The following is an 18,072-nucleotide window of genomic DNA, read 5'->3' on the forward strand; positions in this document are numbered from 1 at the left end:
TTTTGGTAAATAATAAGAATTTTGAACTATGAGCATAAGCGGAACAAATAACCCATTTTCATGTAGCCCTGTATTAGTTGGAAATAATAACGCTATTCTTGAATTAGGAACAATAACTAGAGGGGTAGAAATTGGAGTTGATGATAATAAATTTATATTTTCAATAGGATTTAAGTGGAGAATAAATTCACTTACCTATCAAAACAGTATTGCATACGATTTAGAAATATTACCTGCAACTACAGGTTTTAAAAGAATTGATGTTGCTATTTTAAATACCAACAATCAAATAGAATTAATGGCTGGTTTAGAAAGTGAAACAATAGCCTTACAACCTACTATTCCTATTAATTCTATTTTATTAACTACTTGGAATATTGATGGTGATACTATTGATAACAATACAGATCCTTTACTTGGAGAAGTTTATATAAAAAAAATATTTTCAAATAGTTATGCTTATCCTGCTACTGGAACTAATGCTGTTTTAGAATTACGTCCTGATGGGAGTTCATACTATACTTTAACTAATTCTAGTTTGGTGTCGCTATCTGGATTTAAAAAAACGCTTATTACTGGGGTTTCAGGATCTGAAGAACCTTACAATAACAAAGAAATCACAATTTTCAATAAAACAGGAGTGGCGTTTACCATTAATAATTTAGAAGATTCTGTTGGTAATATTCCGTTTTTTTTAAAAGAAGGTGTCGATTTAGTTTTTCCAACAAATGAAAATATAACATTCTTGTATAGTGATTCAGGGATAACAGAAAAATTTAGAAGTTGGGCCTCAAATGTTGATATCGAAAGTTTATTTAAAGCAAAAGGAGATCTATACATGTGTCAAGTAACGGGTAGTTCTTTTTCTAACATTGGCTATCCATTAAATCCATCAACAATTGGTACTCCCGCTTATTTGACTGCAAATTTAAGCGCCGATTATGACACTTCTCCTTATGCTACTTGGAATTTAAGAAGATCAATATGTGCTAATGTAGCTGGGAATACTGCTTCTTTTGTATGGCCCTGGAAAAATGTTTCTGTTGGGTTGGGTTTTTATGTTTCAGCTAAAGTAAATGTTAATTTGTCTCCAAACGGTAGATTCTTTTTTGGATTAACAGATAGTACTTCATCTATTGGGAATGTTAATCCAAGCACATTGACTAATGTTTTAGGTTTTTCTATAGACTCTTTAGATTCAAATTTGCAAATCATAAATAATGATAGTACAGGTACTGCTACAAAAACAGATTTAGGTCCTGACTTTTTAATTAATTCTACAGATGACAATCCATATATTATTGAAGTTTGGAATAAAAAAAACTCCAATAATTGTTCTTTTAGAGTACTTAATTTACTTAATAATGTAACAAGTTCTATAATTACAAAAACAGAGGATTTACCAGCAGTTACAGATGGACTCGCATTTCAGCTATGGCTAAATAATGGTCTAGACGCAAGTTTTTTAACTCTTCATTTTTCTAATCACACATTAATAAGATTGTCATGACATATGTTAAGTCTATAATTTCTAAAAAAATTTATCTGATAGAAAATGGAATTTATATAATGATTCCGTTTGATGATTCTAACCAATTGTATTTGACTTTTATTGAATGGTTGAGTGAAGGAAATTCTATAGAATTGTTTGAAGGCACTTCCAAGGAAATTCAGAATTCACAATTAGAATTAAAACTTTTAGAAATAAAAAATAAATATGAATTTCATAAAATAAATGGATGGGATGCGTATCAGAATTTTAGAGCAAAAGTTGTAAATGATATTTATAATGGTTTAATTTCTGAAGAACAAGCATTTATAATCGAGGAAAATCTAAGTGTTGCTTATGATCAGATTTCCACTACTGGCGATTGGAAAACAGCGAGATATAAGCTATTACAAGTAAGTCCTTATCCTCCTTATGTGCAACCTTATTATGATTTGGCTATAATTTTAATAAACGATTATATAACTAATAATTACGAAGATTAAAATGGGAATAATACTTTATATAATAGCTACAATACTTTGGATAATCATTACACCTATTAATTGGGTGATTGTGACATTTAAAAACGGAATGAGCAATGCTTATTTTCTTGAAACTGCTATTGATCTGGATAAGTTCGGGAATCGAAATTTCAGAACCTTTTTAAATGTTACAATGAAAATAAAAGAAGGCTATCAATTTGGAAATGTAAATGAAACGATTAGTAGCGCTCTTGGTAAAAATCAACGAGATAAAACGTTAAGTTGGTTTGGTAAATGTATTTGTTTTATACTGAATAAGTTAGATAAAAATCATTGTCAAAAATCAATCAATCAATCAATATGAAAATAACAGAAATTTTAAATACTGCTATACCAAAATTCTCTCTTTTTGGAGAAATTTTAAAAAAACCATTAATAGGCTTATACTTAGTTGGTACTACAGTTCCAACTGCAATAATTGTAAATATCTGGAGCGCTTTTTATGTCCTATGTTGGTTTTTTGTTGCTGATTTAATTACAGGTCTTTTTGCGTCTTACAATGATTGGAAAAAATCTGATAAAAAAGAAAGATGGTTTTTTGGAAAAGGAGAAGGTTTTTCTTCAGATAAGTTTAAAAAAATGTTTATCAAGATCATTGTTTATTGTGGAACGCCTCTGGTTATTTATAATTTCCAAAAAACTTTTTTATTAAAAAACATTAGTTATAAAAGAATTTCAGAAGCGGAAATAGATCTAGCTACTTTTTTTATTTTGATATTTATTTTAAATGAAGGCTTCTCTATTTTTCATGAAAACCTACCAAAGTGTGGTTTTAATATTTGGCATCGAATTAAAAAAATGATTGGTTTTTATAAAGAAATTAAAAATGAAATAAAAGAATAAACTATGAGTAAAATAGTAGAAATCGCAAAAGCGGAAATAGGAAATGTTGAAATTCCTAAAAATAGTAATAAAACAAAATATGGTAAATGGTTTGGTTTCGATGGTGTGCCGTGGTGTGGTATTTTTGTTAGTTGGTGTTATGCACAAGCTGGTCACCAATTATCGAAAATTGGATTTTCTAAAGGGTTTGCAGGATGTCAAACTGCTGTAGCTTATTTCAAGAAAAATAAATGTATTACTAATAATCCTCAACCAGGAGATATTGTTTTTTTTGATTGGAATAAAGATGGCCGTTATGATCATACAGGTTTGTTTGTAAAATGGATAAATGAAAATGAATTTATTACGATTGAAGGTAATACATCTATCGGTAATGATAGTAATGGAGGAATAGTAATGGAAAGAAAAAGAAATAAATCTGTAGCTCTATTTGTAACTGTTAAAACATTATTATCATGAGATTAATATTAGTAATTATTTCTTTTGTATTATTTTCCTGTGGATCTATTAAAAAAGACAAAACAAATTTAAAATTAGAATCTTCTTCTAATGAAGATTCTAATAGTTCCAGTAATACAAATCGTTGGATAAATTCAAATGATTATATCCTAGAACCTGTCGATCTTACAAAACCTATGTTTTGGAATAACAATGGTAAAAAAGATACCGTTTGGAATACTAGAGTAATAAACAACACACGATATATAAAGGAAGAAATTAAAGAAGATACTAATCAAATTAAGAAGTCAAATGAAAAATTATCTATTGATAAGAAAAACAAAGAAACAGATAATACTTTTCTAATTCTCGGAGTTTTTTCAGCCTTCTTTCTCTTTATAATTATAGTTATAATAATTGCTATATATTTAATTATAAGAGAGTATAAAGCAACTACAAAATTATTTGAAAATTTAAAATGGAACAAAAATTAAGTAATCTTAGAATTAAAAAAGCGACGTTATTTTCTCATATAGAAATGATGTCAACAGTTAGTGATACTTTGTTTCGAGATTTTGGAAAAGTATGTGCCGAAATAATGCAAATTGAAAAGCAAATGGTTCGAGAAACTAAAAATCCTTTCGATGAGAATTAATATTAACATACCTGCTAAATGGAACGAACTCAATCAAAAGCAATTCGAAAGAATTGCCTTGCTTATTTCTACTTCAGATGCAAGTCTAATCAGAGATATAAGACTTTTAAAAGTGCTTTTCAATTTCAAGTGGTACCATTTCAAAAAGTCGGCTAATTTTTATTACTTTCTTTCTCAAGTTCCTTATTCAGAATGGAAGAAATATATTGCTTTTATTCTTACAGATAATAACCGGACAAAGTTTGAACCAATTATAAAAGTAGGTAAAAAGCTATATTATGGTCCTATGGATAGAATCATAAATCTAACTGCAGATGAATTTGCGGTTGCTGATGATTTACACATTAGATTTCGTGAAACTAAAGATATAGAGTTTGCACAAAACCTTTTTCATGTCTTGTATCAAGAACAACCACAGCGAAAACTATTTAATAAATTAGATTTACCTGGACAAATAAACAAGGCAGTTTCAAATGAAACATTATTGGCTACAGAAATAGCTTATTTTGGTTGTAAAAATCATATTGCAAACAAGTTTAAAAAGGCTTTCCCAAAATCAAAAGCAGGTGCTTCTTCAAAAAACAGAACTGGTTTTGGTAAAATAATACAACAAATGGCAAAAGGAGATTTGTCGAAAACACCTATTATCAAGCAAACAAATATTTACGAATTCCTTTTTCAGTTTCAAGATGATATTGAAACCATGCAAAAAGCTAAATCAAAGAAATAATGAGAGAAGCAACACATAGTAAAATAGTTCAGTTTCATGAAGAAATTGCAACAGCTCATTTAGATATTAATGGCTTTTATCGTTTTAACTGGAGTGAAATATCAGGAAAGTTTAGAGCTGGAATTGCTACACCTGCATTATTGCTAGAAAGCCATTCATTTGGTATAAAACCTAATTCTAACAATACAACTACATTTTCTCCTAAATATATTTCATTTCTATTGTTAGATTTCACAGGAAAAGCCGATAATTATACCAAGCAAGAAGAAGTATTAGATATAACAGAAAATATTGCAATTGATATTATTAGTTATTTAAAGCAATTATATAATGATAAAACCTCATGGTTGTATGGCTGTGTAGATTTAGATTCTATTGAGTGTGAAAAAGTAGGTCCTATATTCGACAACATGTATGGGTGGAATGTAAAGTATAGCATTACACCAAGACAACCACTTTGTTTTGAACCAGATAAATGGTTTTTTTAGTTTAAAAGTTAAATAAATGTATAGATATACTAAAATTTTGTTTGTGTAGTTATAGTTAAACTATAAAAATTGTTAAAAAAAAGTATTTTCTGAAATAAAACTATAAAAAAAATTAAAAAAAATAATTTATGAATTCTTAATAAAAGAAAATTTTATGGATGAAATTATTAAAAAGTACCAAGAGGCTATTTTTTTTAAAGATTTAACAAAAAAAAACATAACCTTAAATAGATTGAAATTTGAATTAATGGATTTAATTTTTGAAAACAAATTATCCAAAAAAGAAGTTGCTATTTCTAAAGAAATTCTTCAGAATATAACTGTAACTCTATCTTCTGAATTATTAGTAGAAATTAAAGAAAAGGTTTTTTTTGTTAGAACCTTTTCTGAAGTAAACAAATCACTCGATTTAATGTATAATGTAACATTAAGAAGCGATTGGTGCGAAGATAATGAAACTAGAAATAAGCTTATTGATGCCTATGAAAGTTTAAAAACATTACTTCAATTTACTAATGATGCAACTACATTATAAACAGTCAATTGAGTTTTTTTTATTTTTTATTGTATAGTATTTGTATAGTAACTTTTTTTGTATATATTTGTAGTGCCAAAAAACAATACAATGTTATTAGTTGTCCAAAAAAAAATTATTATTAATATAGCGGTGTCAGGGTTTAAATCCCTGGGGTTTTACTTTCTTTGCATTGTATTGTACCTTGGCAACACCGCTTCTTTTAATTTTTTATCATGCCAAAAACAATTATTAATGCACAACCACTTACTCTTGAAATTGTAAAGGAGCAAGTATTTAACGAAATGACACCACTAGAAATGTTATTGGTGTTAAACAAAATGAGTGAAGATCTACTTTGTTCTTCCATTACAGATGAAGATACTTTGTATCGCAATGAAATAGTTGTGTTTCAACGCAACATTACAAAAGGTATTCTTTCCATTCATAAAGGCTTACAGCCTAATTCTATTCATATTCTTCAAACTGTTTGTTAATCATGGAAAAAGAATTATTTATAGAAAGCATGCTGCAACTACAAAAGCAGTATGAGTATGATGCTATTTATGCACAACAACTTAGCGTAGCTTTAATGCTAGATGAAGAACCTTATTATAATAATCACTTTATTATAAACCAATTCATTAAAATACTACAAGTACAAATGAATGATGATGCAGAACCTTCTTTAATTGAACACTTTATTAGCGAAGAAGATTTTGGTAAAAGTCCACATTCTACAAATACAGCAGAAATTTTGTATAATAATTTAATACTTAGAAAAAATGAAAACAATTAAATTATTTATATTTTTATTTATAAATGCGATATCCTTTGCACAAGTAGGAATAAATACAACCACACCAACCAATGATTTAGATGTAAATGGTGGTGTTAGAGTTCGCAATCTTCAAGAAGGAACAGTTGAAAGTCAACCTAATGGAGATTTAATATTTGCACCATATAAAGTTTACGCATTTGTAGTAATTGATAAACCTGGAACAATACTTAAACAATATGGAATATCAAGTGTAACAAATATTGCTACTGGAAAATATAGAATTACCTTTTCCACGCCTATGATAGATAATGACTACATTATTCTAGGTATGGGAAAAAACAGAAATCTATCTTATGATACTGTTTCATCCAATTATGTGGAAATAACAGTAAGTTCTACTAGTGGTAACTTTGATTTTAATATAATCATAATTGATATAATCTAAATAATTAAAACATGAAAACAATAACAGTAAATGCGGCAATTGGAAATAGTAAAAAACTTACTACAATCATTTTTTTAGATACAGATTTTTTAAAAATTGAAAATAACCAATTATTTATTAAAAATGACAATAGAAGAATGATTTTGTCAGATGAACAAGTTAAGCAAGTTATTTTCCAATTAGAATTAAATTCAAAAAGTTACAAGGAAGAAATTTCAGAAATAATAAAACTTTTAAAAGAAGAAATAATAAATAAATAATATTAGATTAAATTTTTTGTATTAATCTATAAAACCACTCAATTGAGTGGTTTTTTTCTGTCCTATTTTTTAGATCTACCACACTTTAATTTTACTTTAAAATAAAGTAACAATGGCAGGTGAAATAGACATCTTTCTTTTAGAAAAAAAGGCTGGTAAAGAGTTCTCTAATCGTTTAAAGAGAAATCTTTTATCAAGTATTAAATCCAAAACAAATAAAGGAACTGGTTTGGCTAGTAGATCTACTGTAAAACCAGTTTTTAAAAATGAGCTGTTGGATAGAATTACTATTTCAACTCCATATTATATCTATCCTATTCTTCATGTAGGTTTTGAAGGTTCTAAGAAAAACGGGGTAAACACTCGTTTAAAAGCAAGAGAGTTTTTAGTAGATGCAATTGAAAACGGCAGATTAGTAGAAGATTTAGCCGATGTAATAGGTAGTTCCAGAGCAGAATCAATTGTTTCAAGAATAGATTTTAAACTTTTAGGAAATGGCTAAAGATAACGTTACACGAAGAGTTTCCATTTATGTAAATGGAAAGGAAGTAGAAAATTCTTTAAAAGGTGTTGAAGGTGCAATGGCACAAGTTCGCAATAGATTACGTCTGTTAAATAAAGATTCTGAAACATACGATCAGGATTCAAAAGAATTGACCACGACAATGGCTAATTTAAAAGTAAAACAAGCAGAATATAGACAAGAGCTTGGACTTACTAATAACACAATGAAAGATGCCAAAGAAATTTCTGGGGGTCTTCGTGGCGCTCTATCTGGCATCTATTCTTCATTAACATCTGGTGATCTATCAGGAGCAAAGCAAGGCATTTTAGAACTAAAAGCAGGAATGGGCGGTTTACTTAAATCAACGCTTGCATTTATTGCTTCTCCAATAGGTTTAGCTATTGCAGCTCTTGCAGGATTAGTTGTTGGTGCCAAGTATCTTTTTGATTTTAATAAAAAATTAGAAGTTTCAAACAAAGAACTTAGAGCATTAGGTGTAAGTGCTTCCGAAATAGGAAAAGTTAGAGACGAAATACAAGCTACAGCTTCTACTTTTGATAAAGAATTTAGCGAAATAGCACAAAAAGCAAAATCACTTTCTGAAACATATAAAATTTCAATGAGTGAAGCGAACGATATTATTGCTCAAGGTTTAGCAAATGGAGGTGCTCAAAATAGCGAATTTTTATCTTCATTAGGTGAGTATGATGAATTTTTTGCCAAAGCAGGATATTCTGCTCAAGAGTTTGTGGATATAATAAATACAGGATATGATCTAGGTATATATACTGATAAGTTGCCTGATGCGTTAAAAGAAGCTGATTTATCATTAAAAGAACAAACAAAAACCACACGTGATGCTTTAGTAAATGCTTTTGGTGCAAGTTTTACAGATGATATTCTTTTAAGAATTAGAACAGGCCAAACCACAACGAAACAAGCCTTAGAAGAAATTGCAATAAAATCAAAAGAATCTAATCTTTCTCAACAACAATATGCACAATTAACAGCTGACGTTTTTAAAGGTGCTGGGGAAGATGCTGGAGGTGCAGCTAAAATATTTGATGTACTAGAGCAATCTTCTACACGTGCTTTATCAGAAACAGCAAAAGGTCAATTAGCTTTGCAAGAAGCAACAGAAAAATATAACAAAGCACAGTCTAAACTTTTTGAAATAGAAGGTTTTGGAGATATTTGGACAGGAATAAAAGTAAGTGCAACAGAATCAATGACTTCTATTTTAGATTATATCTCTGATTTAAAAGAAGACATTCAACCTCTTATTGATTTAGTAGGAGTTGTTTTTTCTAATGCTTGGGAATATACAAAAGCAACTGTAGTTACTGCTTTTGAATTAATAGGAGGTATTTTAAAGGCTTTTTCCAATGGAATAAAGACAGTTATAGATGTTGTTACTAAATTATTTCAAGGAGATTTTAGTGGTGCTATTGATGCTGTTAAAAAAGGGTTTTTAAATTTAGGTAGTATCGTTTTTGAGACTTTTGGTAAAATTCAAAATAAAATTATTGATACTATTAAAGCTATTGTAGATAATGTGGGACCATTATTAGAAGCTCTAGGTTTTGATATTGAAAAAATTAAAAAAACTTTAGATTCATTTAAAAATAAAGAGGTAGAACTTAAGGTAAAAACTGAAGAAGCTGAAGCTATTAAAAAGAAAGAAGCAGAAAATACTGCTTTAATAAAAGCAGAATTAGAAAAACAGCGACTAGCAAAGGAAGAAGCTGATAAAAAAGAAGCAGATAAAAGACAAAAAGCATACGAAAAACGTAAAGCACTAGAAGAAAAAGAAGCTAGAGAATCTTATAAGTTAGCCAAAGAACTAGCTGATGCAAAAGCACGATTAGCAAAAGCTCAATTAGACCAATATCTTTTTGAAATTAAAGAAAATCTAAATAAAGAAAAGCAATTAACTCCAGAAATTTTAGCAGCTGAAGAAGATAAATTAGATACTATTCGTAATGCTCAAATAGAATTTAATAACCAAGAATTAGAGCGTAAAAAAGCCGATTTAATTGCAAAAGCAGAATTAGAAGGTACTTCGCAAGAAGTTTTAAATGCTAATCTTGAAGCTTTAAATATTGAATATTATTTAAAAAATCAAGAATTAGACCTTGAATTTCAAAGAAGAACTCAAGAATTAAAAAATAACTTTGAACTTCAAGAAAAAGAAAGAAAAGCAGAACAGTTAATTGCGGATAAAGAAATTGAACTTATAAATGCTGAAAATGAATTTGAAGAAAGAAGAATTAGGATAGATCAACAATATGAAAGAGAATATGCTGATTTAGTAGAAAGAAAAAGAAAAGGATTTATTACTGAACAACAATTTGCTTTTCTTTCAAAAGATTTAGACGAAAAAACAGCTCAAGCTAAAATTCAAATTGCAAGAGCTGAGCGTGATGCTAAACTTGCTGAATATGGAGTATTATTCTCTAATATAGCTAAACTACTAGGAGAAAATACAGCAGCAGGAAAAGCAGCTGCATTGGCTACAGTTGCAATATCCCAAGGTTTAGCAGTTGCACGAATTTGGGAACAAGAATCAACACTTCCTTCTCCATTTGATGTGATTTCAAAAGTTGCTGGAACGGCTGTTGCTGTTGCAAATGTTTTATCAGCTGCAAAAAAAATAAATTCTGTAAAAACTCCTAAATTCTTCTATGGTGGAGCTACTGGAACAAAACCAGCACTAGGAAATGATGAATATGGACCTGTTACTGGTTATGTGCATAAAAATGAATATGTCATTCCAGAAGTAATGACACAAGATCCACAATTTGCAGATACAATATCTTGGTTAGAAAATAACAGACAAAGGAAATTGCGTGGTTTTGTAGATGGTGGTGAAGTTTCTTCTGGAGTAGTTCAAGATAATTCAAATCAACCTTTAAATGATTCAGCTATGCTTTTTCAAGCAATAAATCAATTAAATAGCATTTTGTCTTCTGGAATTATGGCAAAATTAAATATAGGCTATCAAGATGTTAAAGCTCTTAACGAGATGAGCGAAGAAATAAACCAATCAACACAAAACGGAACTGTATCATGAGTATAACAATTTCAAATGTACCCACAGAAAATTCAATTTTATTAGATGGTAACAATACTACCATAAGTGTTTCTTCTACGAATGGAGATGGTTATTATTTTAGAGCAAAAATATACATCAATGATGTATTATTTGATGAACAAGGATGGTCTAGACAGGATGATTATACAGCTAATAAAGATTTAATTTTTTTATACAATGCTTATTTCAACCCAGAGCTAATTCCTTTTTCTACAAGCTTAGTAGAACAAACTCATTTGATTAAAAAAATTAAGATTATAATTGAGGAAAGATTAATAGATGATGATTCTTTAATTGATTTTTTAGGAATGCCAGATTTTTATATAATGTACAATTTAAAATCTGTAATTTTCAATGATAACGATAAAATTTCGTTTTTAGGTTTGGAACCAGAAATATTAAGAATTTCAAAAAATGGAATTTTAGTAATTCCATTTTTTGTAAATGCTTCAGATGAATCAATTTTGATTAATGTTAAAGATGAATTAAATAATATATTGTACACAACTTCGGTTGCAACTTTTTCTGGAAAAAAAGCTTATTTATTTACTTTAGATTTAAATGATGTTACTATTGTTTATGATAATTTATACTTAAATGTTGAAATAACTGTTGGTTCTGAAACTCAAAGTAAAACATATAATATTATAAGATTGCCTAACTTTGATATAGTAGAAATAATTTTTAGAAATAATTTTGGTTATTACATTCCAGCCTATTTTGATGGAGAATTAGAAAACACTTCTGGTTATAAAGTTGAAACTTATGAAACTACTAATAACGATTTTAAAATTTACTCTATTGATGAGACAGGTACTTATAAAATTAATACAGGTAATTTAAATATTTTAGAAAAAGACATTATTAATCAAATAGCTTTAAGTCTCGATTGCTTTTTTAAAAATGGTTCTAATTATCTACCAATAAATACTTCAACAAAGAAAAGTACAAACTTTAAAAGTAGATTGAATATATATGATGAAGATTTACAATTTACATTTAAAAAAGGCCTTCCTTTTGAAAACTCTTTTTCTCCGACAACCATTGTAAGTGAAGAACCAGAATTGTATGCAACTATAGAAAATAATACTGGTCATGGTTCGTGGATTGTTCCAAATGTATATAAGAGATTAAGAATAATTGTAGATGTTCCAACTAGTGAGCCTTTAAATGCTTTATTTTTCTTTAGAGTTTATTTAACAAATGTATATCCTGCTCCTGCAACTTTATTACATCAACAGGATTTTACAGAATCAGGGGTTTATGAATTTGAATTTGATTTAGTTCCAGGTACAAGCTATAGTTTTAGTAGTAATAATTTAAATGGTCCTTCTGGAACAAATGCAACATTACAACTAATCAATATTTAATATGAGCATCATTAAAATTTTTGCAAATAATATCGAACTTAATTTTCAAAAAGACACTCTTAGATTAAAAAAAGAGAATAATTCCTTGTCTTCAGAATTTAAAGTAACTCATTCAACAGCACCTTTTCTAATTATAGAAAATGAAAATACAAAGAAAGCTCTTGGTTCTTCAGATATAACCTCCATCAATAAAAAGAAAATAATTCCAGTAACAGTACTCGAACTTGGTGTAAAATACTATGGAGAACTACAACAATTATCTGTTTTAAATGGATTTAGAAAATGCAACTTAAAGTATAATTCTGAACTATTAACGGTAATTAATAAAAAGATTTCAGAATTTATGCCAATTGTATCTGTTATTCCAGATGAAACAGATCCAGAACCCTTTTCTGAAATATCAGATTCTGTGTTAACAGGCGTTTCTTATTGGGAAACATATCCTTTACCTTTTTTAGATAAATCTTTTCCAGAAATTAGATGGCAGTTTCCTTCCATGTATTGGAAGAATAAATTTGGAACAGATTTAGAACTAGATGATCCTTGGTATCTATTTCAAAATTATATAAATCTTTTCGATATTGATGAAACTCTATCTGGAGTATTTGTTGAAAACACTTATGATGTAGATATTGTCAATTCAATAATTTCAGTAGAACAAAAGAATGTTGCTGCACCACAAGTTTATTTATTATCACCTCTATTTTACATTTTTGAATCTATTAATTGGAAAATAAAAGGAGATTTTGTAAACCATGAATTAGTTAAGAAAATTTTATTCTTTTCTAAAAATAATAATATGTGCAAAACTAATTTATACCTTCCAACAACCGATGTTATTTTTGATCAGCCTACATGGTTTGAGTTTAGTTCTGGTCCATATTTAAATTATAGAAAAAATGAAAATTTCACAGGATTAGCTCCAGGTAATTATATCGTTTTCTACTATTTTGAATTACAGCAAGACTTATCAGTTTCAGATGCTTCAAAAAAAATTAAACTGCAAATATTTGGAGATATAACTATTACTGCTGTAGATGTTTGGAAAAGAAGTTTTGATGATGTTAATGGTGGAGATAATATTGTTCAAGGAACATTTGAAGTAGCTGTTACAGGAGATTTGAAATTTCATTATTTCAATCCACAACAACAAATGCCAGTTGATTATTACATTAGATTTACACCAGATATTTCTAAAGAGTATACTTTCATGCATCCAACACTAAATCTTGGCAGATTCTTACCCGAATGGAGTGTTGGTTCCTACATTAATAATCTAAAAAATTTGTTTAATCTTGATGTAGATATAGATGATTTTAAAAAAACCATTACCTTAAATTTTAATGAAAACATTGATATTAATGAAAAACCTGTAATTATTGAAAAATCAATGGTAAGGTCTTCTTATGATTTAGCAGCTAATTCTTCCTTTGTCCTAAAATATGCGAATAATGAAGATGCATCTTTGTTTATATCAATTAATGATATAGCAGTAAGTTCATTTACAAAAGAATTACATAATGGATTTAAATTAGTTCCTAATAATGAAGTAACTGCCAATTTATCTGAAGATTTAGAAAACAAAGAAGGTACTGGGTTAATGATTTATGCTCCAATAAATGCTCCTTATATTTCAAATACAACTGAAGAAGGATATAGCTTAGAAATGGAAGGAAATAAAGGAATACATGATTCTTTTTGGAAAAAATGGTTGAAATTTAGACTTAGTGCTTCTTCTTGTGAAATTGTCGGAGCTTTTACAGAACCAGAAATAGCTAGAATTTATAAAGCCAAAGCAATTTACTTAGACAATCAAAGATATAGATTGGTTTCTATAGAATTTACTGAAACATCTAACAAGATTAATGAACTTAAAATGATTTTAGAGAGCATTAATATTTAAAATATCATCAAGATTAAACATTTGTTCGTTTGATATCGATTCTACAATGTGTACATAAATCATTGTTTCTTCAATCTTAGAATGCCCTAGTATTTTTTGCAAAACTTCTATTCTTCCTCCAGATATCAAGAAATTAGTAGCAAATGTGTGTCTGGCCACATGGAAAGACACACGTTTTTTTATACCAGTAATTTTACAAATATCTTTCAAAGTTCTGTTTATGTATTCTCCTGTGAATTTGTTATTGAAAATGAGATTCCCTTCTAAGAATTTCTTTGCTGAATTGTTTAAGGTTATACGTTGCAATTTTTCAGTTTTTTGAGCCACAAAAACAATATAGTCACCAATAATATTTTCTTTGTCAAACCGCAAAATATCTGATATTCTTAAACCAGAGAAGCATGAAAATAAAAACATAGCAATTACTGTTTTATGAGTTTCGTTAATGAATTCAGAATTATAGTATTTATACAATTGGGTTATTTCTAATGCATCAAGAAATGTTCTATTTCCTTTAAAAGAAGGTGTTTTTATATCATCAAAAGATAAAGGTGTTCTTATACCTCTTTTTTGAGCTATATGTAAGTATTTCTTAAAGTTTTTTATAAAAGATGCTATTGTGTTTTTACCGTTTTTTTTAGTTGTTCTAAGCCATTTCAAAATATCTTCGAAAAACTCTTCATTTAATTCATGAAAATAAATTGTCTCCTTGTATTCTTTGAGTTTAGAAAATGCAGATCGTTGTTGTCTGAGTGTAGAATCTTTAATTATTCCTTTTTGCCTTACAAGTTCTTCATCCCAAAACTGAATAAAATCTATCCATGATGTAGGATTAGTTAGTTCACGAACTAAATTTTCCATGGTCAAGGCCATTCCTGTTAATCTATAATTTAATTCTATTTCATGAATTTGAGAAAGCAATTTTTCAATTATGATATTATAATCCTTGTAATTTTTATTTGAGGTCTTTACTCTTTGTTTTAGATCATCAAATTCAGATGGTTTTACTGAAATGTTTACAGGAAACATTTTTTTATTTGAATTAAGAAAACATTGTACATAGATAGCACAAGTACCATCAACTCTTATATGGTCCTTTTTTATTTTAACTTTATATGAAAGCTTCCCATTCATTTTTATTGGGTAGTTAATTGGGTAGTTATTAATTAAAATTTTATTTTCTAACATAAAGCTTTAAGTTTTAAAAAGGTTATAAAAAGCTAAAGGCGTGATAGTTATACTTTTTAAGTATATCTTTCACGCCTTTGTAAGCATTTTCAGTGACCTCGACAGGATTCAAACCTGTAACCTTCTGAGCCGTAATCAGATGCGCTATTCAGTTGCGCCACGAGGCCAATTTACTTAACAAAGTATAAATTATGTGCTTTGTTATTGAGGGTGCAAATATAGATATAATTGTGTAAATTGCAAACTCAAATGATAAAAAAATATAGAAAATGAATATTGAAAATTATATCCGTGATATTCAGGATTTTCCAAAGCCAGGAATTGTTTTTAAAGATATAACTCCTCTTTTAGCTAATCATGAGGCAATTGAGGCTTGTTTGCAGTTGTTAATCAATGATTTGAAAGAAAAAAAGATTGATAAAGTAGTAGGTGTTGAGAGTAGGGGATTCTTCTTTGGGATGTTATTAGCTCAAAAATTAAATGCAGGTTTTATTCCTGTTCGCAAGCCAAGAAAATTACCTTTTGAAACTATTTCGGCTTCTTATGAGTTAGAATATGGAACTGATAATCTTGAAATACATATAGATGCTATCCAAAAAGGAGAAAGAATTCTTATTCATGATGATGTTTTGGCAACAGGTGGAACTGCAAAAGCAGTTTGCGAATTAGTGGAAAAATTGGGTGGCGAAATTGTGCAATGTAATTTCTTAATGGAACTTTCATTTTTAAATGGAAGAGAGAAATTGAAAGGGAAAGATATTTTTGCAGCGTTAACTTATTAATCTAGAGATTTTATAGTAATATAATAACGATAAGCTATAATTGCTTTTTGCCATTTTTTAGCCTTAATAGGGTCTAAACCTTGTTTAGTAAAACTTGGTAATAAAGCTTTGTTTAGTTTAGCCAATAATTTATACATCGTTTATTTTTTTGACAAATATAGATAAAAAAACAACCTTATTATAGGTTGTTTTTTTAGATTATTAATTTTTATTTTCGAGTTTTTTTAGATGTTTTTCTATTTCTTTTTCATATATCTTCATTTGCTCTTCATAAATTTTTATTTCCTTTTCATAGGCTTCTATATTTGGTTCATGTGCCTCCATTTCTTTTTCAAAAGCTTCCATTTCTTTTTCAAATTTCTTTATTTGAGGTTCTAATTTTTCCATTTTCTTTTCAAAATCTTTCATTTTTTTGTCAAATTTCTTCATTTCTTTTTCATCATCAAGATTTGAAGGAAGTTCAGGGATATTAGGGAATTCAGGAGGACTTGGAGGTGTTTTTAAGTTTTTATAAGGATGAGATGGAGGTATTGGAAAGCTTGGAGGACTTGGGAAATTAGAGAAATTACTCATCTCTTCTATTATTAATTCATAAGCTCCATTTTTTCCTTGACTACCATATTTTTTATTAGCTTCTTCTGCGTTTAATTCCTTTGAATGAATAACAGCAAAACCTTTATCTAATTTGATGTTTGATCCAGGAGTTAATTTTTCTCCATTAACAACAAATAATACAGGTTTGTCATCTTTTAAATATTTTTCTACTTTCCATTTTCCATAGTTCGTAATGTTACTATCTTCATTGCTAGAAATTTTGTTTTTTTGAATATTTATAGATGAACTTTCCGTGTTTGTAAAAACTACGTTCTTATTGTTATAGTTATCTTCTTTTATATTTATAATAAAAGGAGAAATACCATTTTTATTTTCTAATTCGATTACTGAATTATAAGTTTTACCGATATTTGAAGAAGCTTTTATTTTTACAATCTCATTGTTTTTGTTTCTTTTTACGGTATTAAACTCTAAATTAAGATTGTGTTTGTTCTTGAAAATAGAGATTATCTCGTTAAGGCTTTTATCGGTAGTGTTTTTGTTAATTTCAAATTCAGTTTTTGATTTTTTCTCGATGTTTTTTGATTCAGGATTTTGTTTTTTTTCTTGCGCTATAGTTTCAATTTGAAAAAAAAATACAAAAGCAACTAGGAAAGGAACTACAATGGAATATTTCCAAAGATTTTTCTTGTTTGATTGATTGGTGTTTAACATAACGATTCGTTTTTTGATTAATGATTGATAAAATTGATTTGTGATTGATAATTGATTTTTATTATTGATTGTTTTTAATAATGTTTTTTGATAATTATAAGGATTGTTAGTAATTTTTGTAGTTCTATAATCAGCAATAAATTCTAGGTTTTCGAGTATTGCTTTTCTGTATAACCAAGCTACTGGATTAATCCAAAATAGTAGACAAAGTACTTTTGAAAGTAATACATCAATACTATGTTTTTCTTCAATATGAACTCTCTCATGGATGAAAATATATTTTAGTTCTTCGTCAGTAAAATTGGATTTACTATATATTAAATAGTTGAAAAATGAAAAAGGATTATGATTTTCATTAGTTTCTATAATTTTTATGGTTTCTAATTTGCTTTTTTGTCCTTTTTTTACAATTTTAAAGAAAGAGATTATCTCAATAAACAGTTTGAATAATAGAACAGAACTAATAATAAAATAAATATATGCTAATATCTGATACCAATTAAAATGATTTGTTTTTTCAATATTTGAAATAGATGAATCATGTGCTATTGGTAATAGATTATTTATGGTTTCATTTGCTATTGGTTTCGCTTCAATCCAAACAATATTTGTAAATAAAAGCGATGGTAATACAAAAGAACTGATAATTCCAATTAGAAGGAACCAACGATTGCTGTGAAAAAATGTTTCTTTTCGGAGTAAAAAATAATATGCCAAAAAAAATACAACTAGTAAACCGTTTACTTTTAAAAGATATAGAAAAGTATTTTCCATAA

22 protein-coding genes and 1 tRNA gene are annotated in these 18,072 nt (G+C 28.1%); 19 read left to right on the top strand and 4 right to left on the bottom strand.

All coding sequences use genetic code 11. From position 1 onward, the window contains the following. Window positions 1-28: 28 nt before the first annotated feature. The 18 genes from LXD69_RS10185 to LXD69_RS10270 all read left to right on the top strand — a co-directional run bounded on the left by LXD69_RS10185 (window position 29) and on the right by LXD69_RS10270 (window position 14,057). Complete coding sequence (locus tag LXD69_RS10185) at window positions 29-1,510, top strand: hypothetical protein (protein ID WP_246915151.1); 1,482 nt, start codon at window positions 29-31, stop codon at window positions 1,508-1,510. Then, the gene (locus tag LXD69_RS10190) at window positions 1,507-1,992 is read left to right on the top strand and encodes a hypothetical protein (RefSeq protein WP_246915154.1); all 486 of its coding nucleotides are present in this window, start codon (window positions 1,507-1,509) and stop codon (window positions 1,990-1,992) included. The genes LXD69_RS10185 and LXD69_RS10190 overlap by 4 nt, the downstream gene beginning before the upstream one ends. Before the next feature lies 1 nt (window position 1,993). Then, entirely contained in the window at window positions 1,994-2,335 is a 342-nt protein-coding gene (locus LXD69_RS10195; protein ID WP_246915157.1) for a hypothetical protein, read from the top strand. Continuing rightward, window positions 2,332-2,874, top strand: coding sequence for a phage holin family protein (locus tag LXD69_RS10200; RefSeq protein ID WP_246915160.1), 543 nt, complete (start codon window positions 2,332-2,334; stop codon window positions 2,872-2,874). Before LXD69_RS10195 ends, LXD69_RS10200 begins: the two co-directional genes overlap by 4 nt. A 3-nt stretch (window positions 2,875-2,877) precedes the next feature. Then, a complete protein-coding gene (locus tag LXD69_RS10205) occupies window positions 2,878-3,333 on the top strand; it encodes a CHAP domain-containing protein (RefSeq protein ID WP_246915163.1) in 456 nt (151 codons plus the stop codon). Beyond that, a complete protein-coding gene (locus tag LXD69_RS10210; RefSeq protein WP_246915166.1) occupies window positions 3,330-3,806 on the top strand; it encodes a hypothetical protein in 477 nt (158 codons plus the stop codon). Before LXD69_RS10205 ends, LXD69_RS10210 begins: the two co-directional genes overlap by 4 nt. Further along, complete coding sequence (locus tag LXD69_RS10215) at window positions 3,791-3,967, top strand: hypothetical protein (RefSeq protein WP_246915169.1); 177 nt, start codon at window positions 3,791-3,793, stop codon at window positions 3,965-3,967. Before LXD69_RS10210 ends, LXD69_RS10215 begins: the two co-directional genes overlap by 16 nt. Further along, entirely contained in the window at window positions 3,957-4,697 is a 741-nt protein-coding gene (locus tag LXD69_RS10220) for a hypothetical protein (RefSeq protein ID WP_246915172.1), read from the top strand. The genes LXD69_RS10215 and LXD69_RS10220 overlap by 11 nt, the downstream gene beginning before the upstream one ends. Next, window positions 4,697-5,185, top strand: a complete 489-nt coding sequence (locus LXD69_RS10225) for a hypothetical protein (protein ID WP_246915175.1) — start codon at window positions 4,697-4,699, stop codon at window positions 5,183-5,185. The genes LXD69_RS10220 and LXD69_RS10225 overlap by 1 nt, the downstream gene beginning before the upstream one ends. A gap of 154 nt (window positions 5,186-5,339) precedes the next feature. Then, on the top strand, window positions 5,340-5,720 hold the full coding sequence (locus LXD69_RS10230; protein ID WP_246915178.1) for a hypothetical protein: 381 nt from the start codon (window positions 5,340-5,342) through the stop codon (window positions 5,718-5,720). A gap of 215 nt (window positions 5,721-5,935) precedes the next feature. Beyond that, window positions 5,936-6,196 (top strand): hypothetical protein, encoded by a 261-nt coding sequence (locus LXD69_RS10235; protein WP_246915181.1) that lies wholly within the window; start codon window positions 5,936-5,938, stop codon window positions 6,194-6,196. A 2-nt stretch (window positions 6,197-6,198) separates the two neighbouring features. Then, window positions 6,199-6,498: a hypothetical protein gene (locus LXD69_RS10240; RefSeq protein ID WP_246915184.1), complete on the top strand. Its 300-nt coding sequence runs from the start codon at window positions 6,199-6,201 to the stop codon at window positions 6,496-6,498. Continuing rightward, window positions 6,485-6,925 carry a hypothetical protein gene (locus tag LXD69_RS10245; RefSeq protein WP_246915186.1) on the top strand — a complete coding sequence of 147 codons (441 nt, stop codon included), beginning with the start codon at window positions 6,485-6,487 and terminating at the stop codon, window positions 6,923-6,925. Before LXD69_RS10240 ends, LXD69_RS10245 begins: the two co-directional genes overlap by 14 nt. A gap of 11 nt (window positions 6,926-6,936) precedes the next feature. Next, complete coding sequence (locus LXD69_RS10250) at window positions 6,937-7,185, top strand: hypothetical protein (RefSeq protein WP_246915188.1); 249 nt, start codon at window positions 6,937-6,939, stop codon at window positions 7,183-7,185. Window positions 7,186-7,297: 112 nt separating this feature from the next. Further along, complete coding sequence (locus LXD69_RS10255) at window positions 7,298-7,687, top strand: hypothetical protein (protein ID WP_246915191.1); 390 nt, start codon at window positions 7,298-7,300, stop codon at window positions 7,685-7,687. Next, a complete protein-coding gene (locus tag LXD69_RS10260) occupies window positions 7,680-10,763 on the top strand; it encodes a phage tail tape measure protein (protein WP_246915193.1) in 3,084 nt (1,027 codons plus the stop codon). Before LXD69_RS10255 ends, LXD69_RS10260 begins: the two co-directional genes overlap by 8 nt. Next, window positions 10,760-12,154: a hypothetical protein gene (locus tag LXD69_RS10265; protein ID WP_246915196.1), complete on the top strand. Its 1,395-nt coding sequence runs from the start codon at window positions 10,760-10,762 to the stop codon at window positions 12,152-12,154. Before LXD69_RS10260 ends, LXD69_RS10265 begins: the two co-directional genes overlap by 4 nt. 1 nt (window position 12,155) lies before the next feature. Next, window positions 12,156-14,057 carry a hypothetical protein gene (locus LXD69_RS10270; protein ID WP_246915198.1) on the top strand — a complete coding sequence of 634 codons (1,902 nt, stop codon included), beginning with the start codon at window positions 12,156-12,158 and terminating at the stop codon, window positions 14,055-14,057. Here the strand turns inward: LXD69_RS10270 and LXD69_RS10275 are convergent. After that, a complete protein-coding gene (locus LXD69_RS10275; protein ID WP_246915202.1) occupies window positions 14,037-15,245 on the bottom strand; it encodes a site-specific integrase in 1,209 nt (402 codons plus the stop codon). The genes LXD69_RS10270 and LXD69_RS10275 overlap by 21 nt on opposite strands. A 93-nt stretch (window positions 15,246-15,338) precedes the next feature. Continuing rightward, window positions 15,339-15,412 (bottom strand) — tRNA-Arg (locus LXD69_RS10280). Window positions 15,413-15,514: 102 nt separating this feature from the next. Here LXD69_RS10280 and LXD69_RS10285 point away from each other — a divergent pair. Next, window positions 15,515-16,027, top strand: a complete 513-nt coding sequence (locus LXD69_RS10285) for an adenine phosphoribosyltransferase (RefSeq protein WP_045967983.1) — start codon at window positions 15,515-15,517, stop codon at window positions 16,025-16,027. On the opposite strand, the gene LXD69_RS10290 is transcribed toward LXD69_RS10285, so the two are convergent. After that, entirely contained in the window at window positions 16,024-16,164 is a 141-nt protein-coding gene (locus tag LXD69_RS10290) for a hypothetical protein (RefSeq protein ID WP_045967985.1), read from the bottom strand. The two genes, LXD69_RS10285 and LXD69_RS10290, sit on opposite strands and share 4 nt — an antisense overlap. A gap of 64 nt (window positions 16,165-16,228) precedes the next feature. After that, window positions 16,229-18,070: a M56 family metallopeptidase gene (locus tag LXD69_RS10295; protein ID WP_246915204.1), complete on the bottom strand. Its 1,842-nt coding sequence runs from the start codon at window positions 18,068-18,070 to the stop codon at window positions 16,229-16,231. Between the last annotated feature and the right edge of the window lie 2 nt (window positions 18,071-18,072).

It is taken from the genome of Flavobacterium sediminilitoris, assembly GCF_023008245.1.
GTDB classification, from domain to species: domain Bacteria; phylum Bacteroidota; class Bacteroidia; order Flavobacteriales; family Flavobacteriaceae; genus Flavobacterium; species Flavobacterium sediminilitoris.

Excerpts from the sequence above, each read along its gene's own strand:
- LXD69_RS10285 (WP_045967983.1), top strand. The coding sequence starts at position 15,515 with ATGAATATTGAAAATTATATCCGTGATATTCAGGATTTTCCAAAGCCA.
- LXD69_RS10265 (WP_246915196.1), top strand. The coding sequence starts at position 10,760 with ATGAGTATAACAATTTCAAATGTACCCACAGAAAATTCAATTTTATTA.
- LXD69_RS10270 (WP_246915198.1), top strand. The coding sequence starts at position 12,156 with ATGAGCATCATTAAAATTTTTGCAAATAATATCGAACTTAATTTTCAA.
- LXD69_RS10210 (WP_246915166.1), top strand. The coding sequence starts at position 3,330 with ATGAGATTAATATTAGTAATTATTTCTTTTGTATTATTTTCCTGTGGA.
- LXD69_RS10190 (WP_246915154.1), top strand. The coding sequence starts at position 1,507 with ATGACATATGTTAAGTCTATAATTTCTAAAAAAATTTATCTGATAGAA.
- LXD69_RS10275 (WP_246915202.1), bottom strand. The coding sequence starts at position 15,245 with ATGTTAGAAAATAAAATTTTAATTAATAACTACCCAATTAACTACCCA.
- LXD69_RS10240 (WP_246915184.1), top strand. The coding sequence starts at position 6,199 with ATGGAAAAAGAATTATTTATAGAAAGCATGCTGCAACTACAAAAGCAG.
- LXD69_RS10215 (WP_246915169.1), top strand. The coding sequence starts at position 3,791 with ATGGAACAAAAATTAAGTAATCTTAGAATTAAAAAAGCGACGTTATTT.
- LXD69_RS10185 (WP_246915151.1), top strand. The coding sequence starts at position 29 with ATGAGCATAAGCGGAACAAATAACCCATTTTCATGTAGCCCTGTATTA.
- LXD69_RS10200 (WP_246915160.1), top strand. The coding sequence starts at position 2,332 with ATGAAAATAACAGAAATTTTAAATACTGCTATACCAAAATTCTCTCTT.
- LXD69_RS10295 (WP_246915204.1), bottom strand. The coding sequence starts at position 18,070 with ATGGAAAATACTTTTCTATATCTTTTAAAAGTAAACGGTTTACTAGTT.
- LXD69_RS10290 (WP_045967985.1), bottom strand. The coding sequence starts at position 16,164 with ATGTATAAATTATTGGCTAAACTAAACAAAGCTTTATTACCAAGTTTT.
- LXD69_RS10195 (WP_246915157.1), top strand. The coding sequence starts at position 1,994 with ATGGGAATAATACTTTATATAATAGCTACAATACTTTGGATAATCATT.
- LXD69_RS10230 (WP_246915178.1), top strand. The coding sequence starts at position 5,340 with ATGGATGAAATTATTAAAAAGTACCAAGAGGCTATTTTTTTTAAAGAT.
- LXD69_RS10250 (WP_246915188.1), top strand. The coding sequence starts at position 6,937 with ATGAAAACAATAACAGTAAATGCGGCAATTGGAAATAGTAAAAAACTT.
- LXD69_RS10225 (WP_246915175.1), top strand. The coding sequence starts at position 4,697 with ATGAGAGAAGCAACACATAGTAAAATAGTTCAGTTTCATGAAGAAATT.
- LXD69_RS10245 (WP_246915186.1), top strand. The coding sequence starts at position 6,485 with ATGAAAACAATTAAATTATTTATATTTTTATTTATAAATGCGATATCC.
- LXD69_RS10235 (WP_246915181.1), top strand. The coding sequence starts at position 5,936 with ATGCCAAAAACAATTATTAATGCACAACCACTTACTCTTGAAATTGTA.
- LXD69_RS10255 (WP_246915191.1), top strand. The coding sequence starts at position 7,298 with ATGGCAGGTGAAATAGACATCTTTCTTTTAGAAAAAAAGGCTGGTAAA.
- LXD69_RS10260 (WP_246915193.1), top strand. The coding sequence starts at position 7,680 with ATGGCTAAAGATAACGTTACACGAAGAGTTTCCATTTATGTAAATGGA.
- LXD69_RS10220 (WP_246915172.1), top strand. The coding sequence starts at position 3,957 with ATGAGAATTAATATTAACATACCTGCTAAATGGAACGAACTCAATCAA.
- LXD69_RS10205 (WP_246915163.1), top strand. The coding sequence starts at position 2,878 with ATGAGTAAAATAGTAGAAATCGCAAAAGCGGAAATAGGAAATGTTGAA.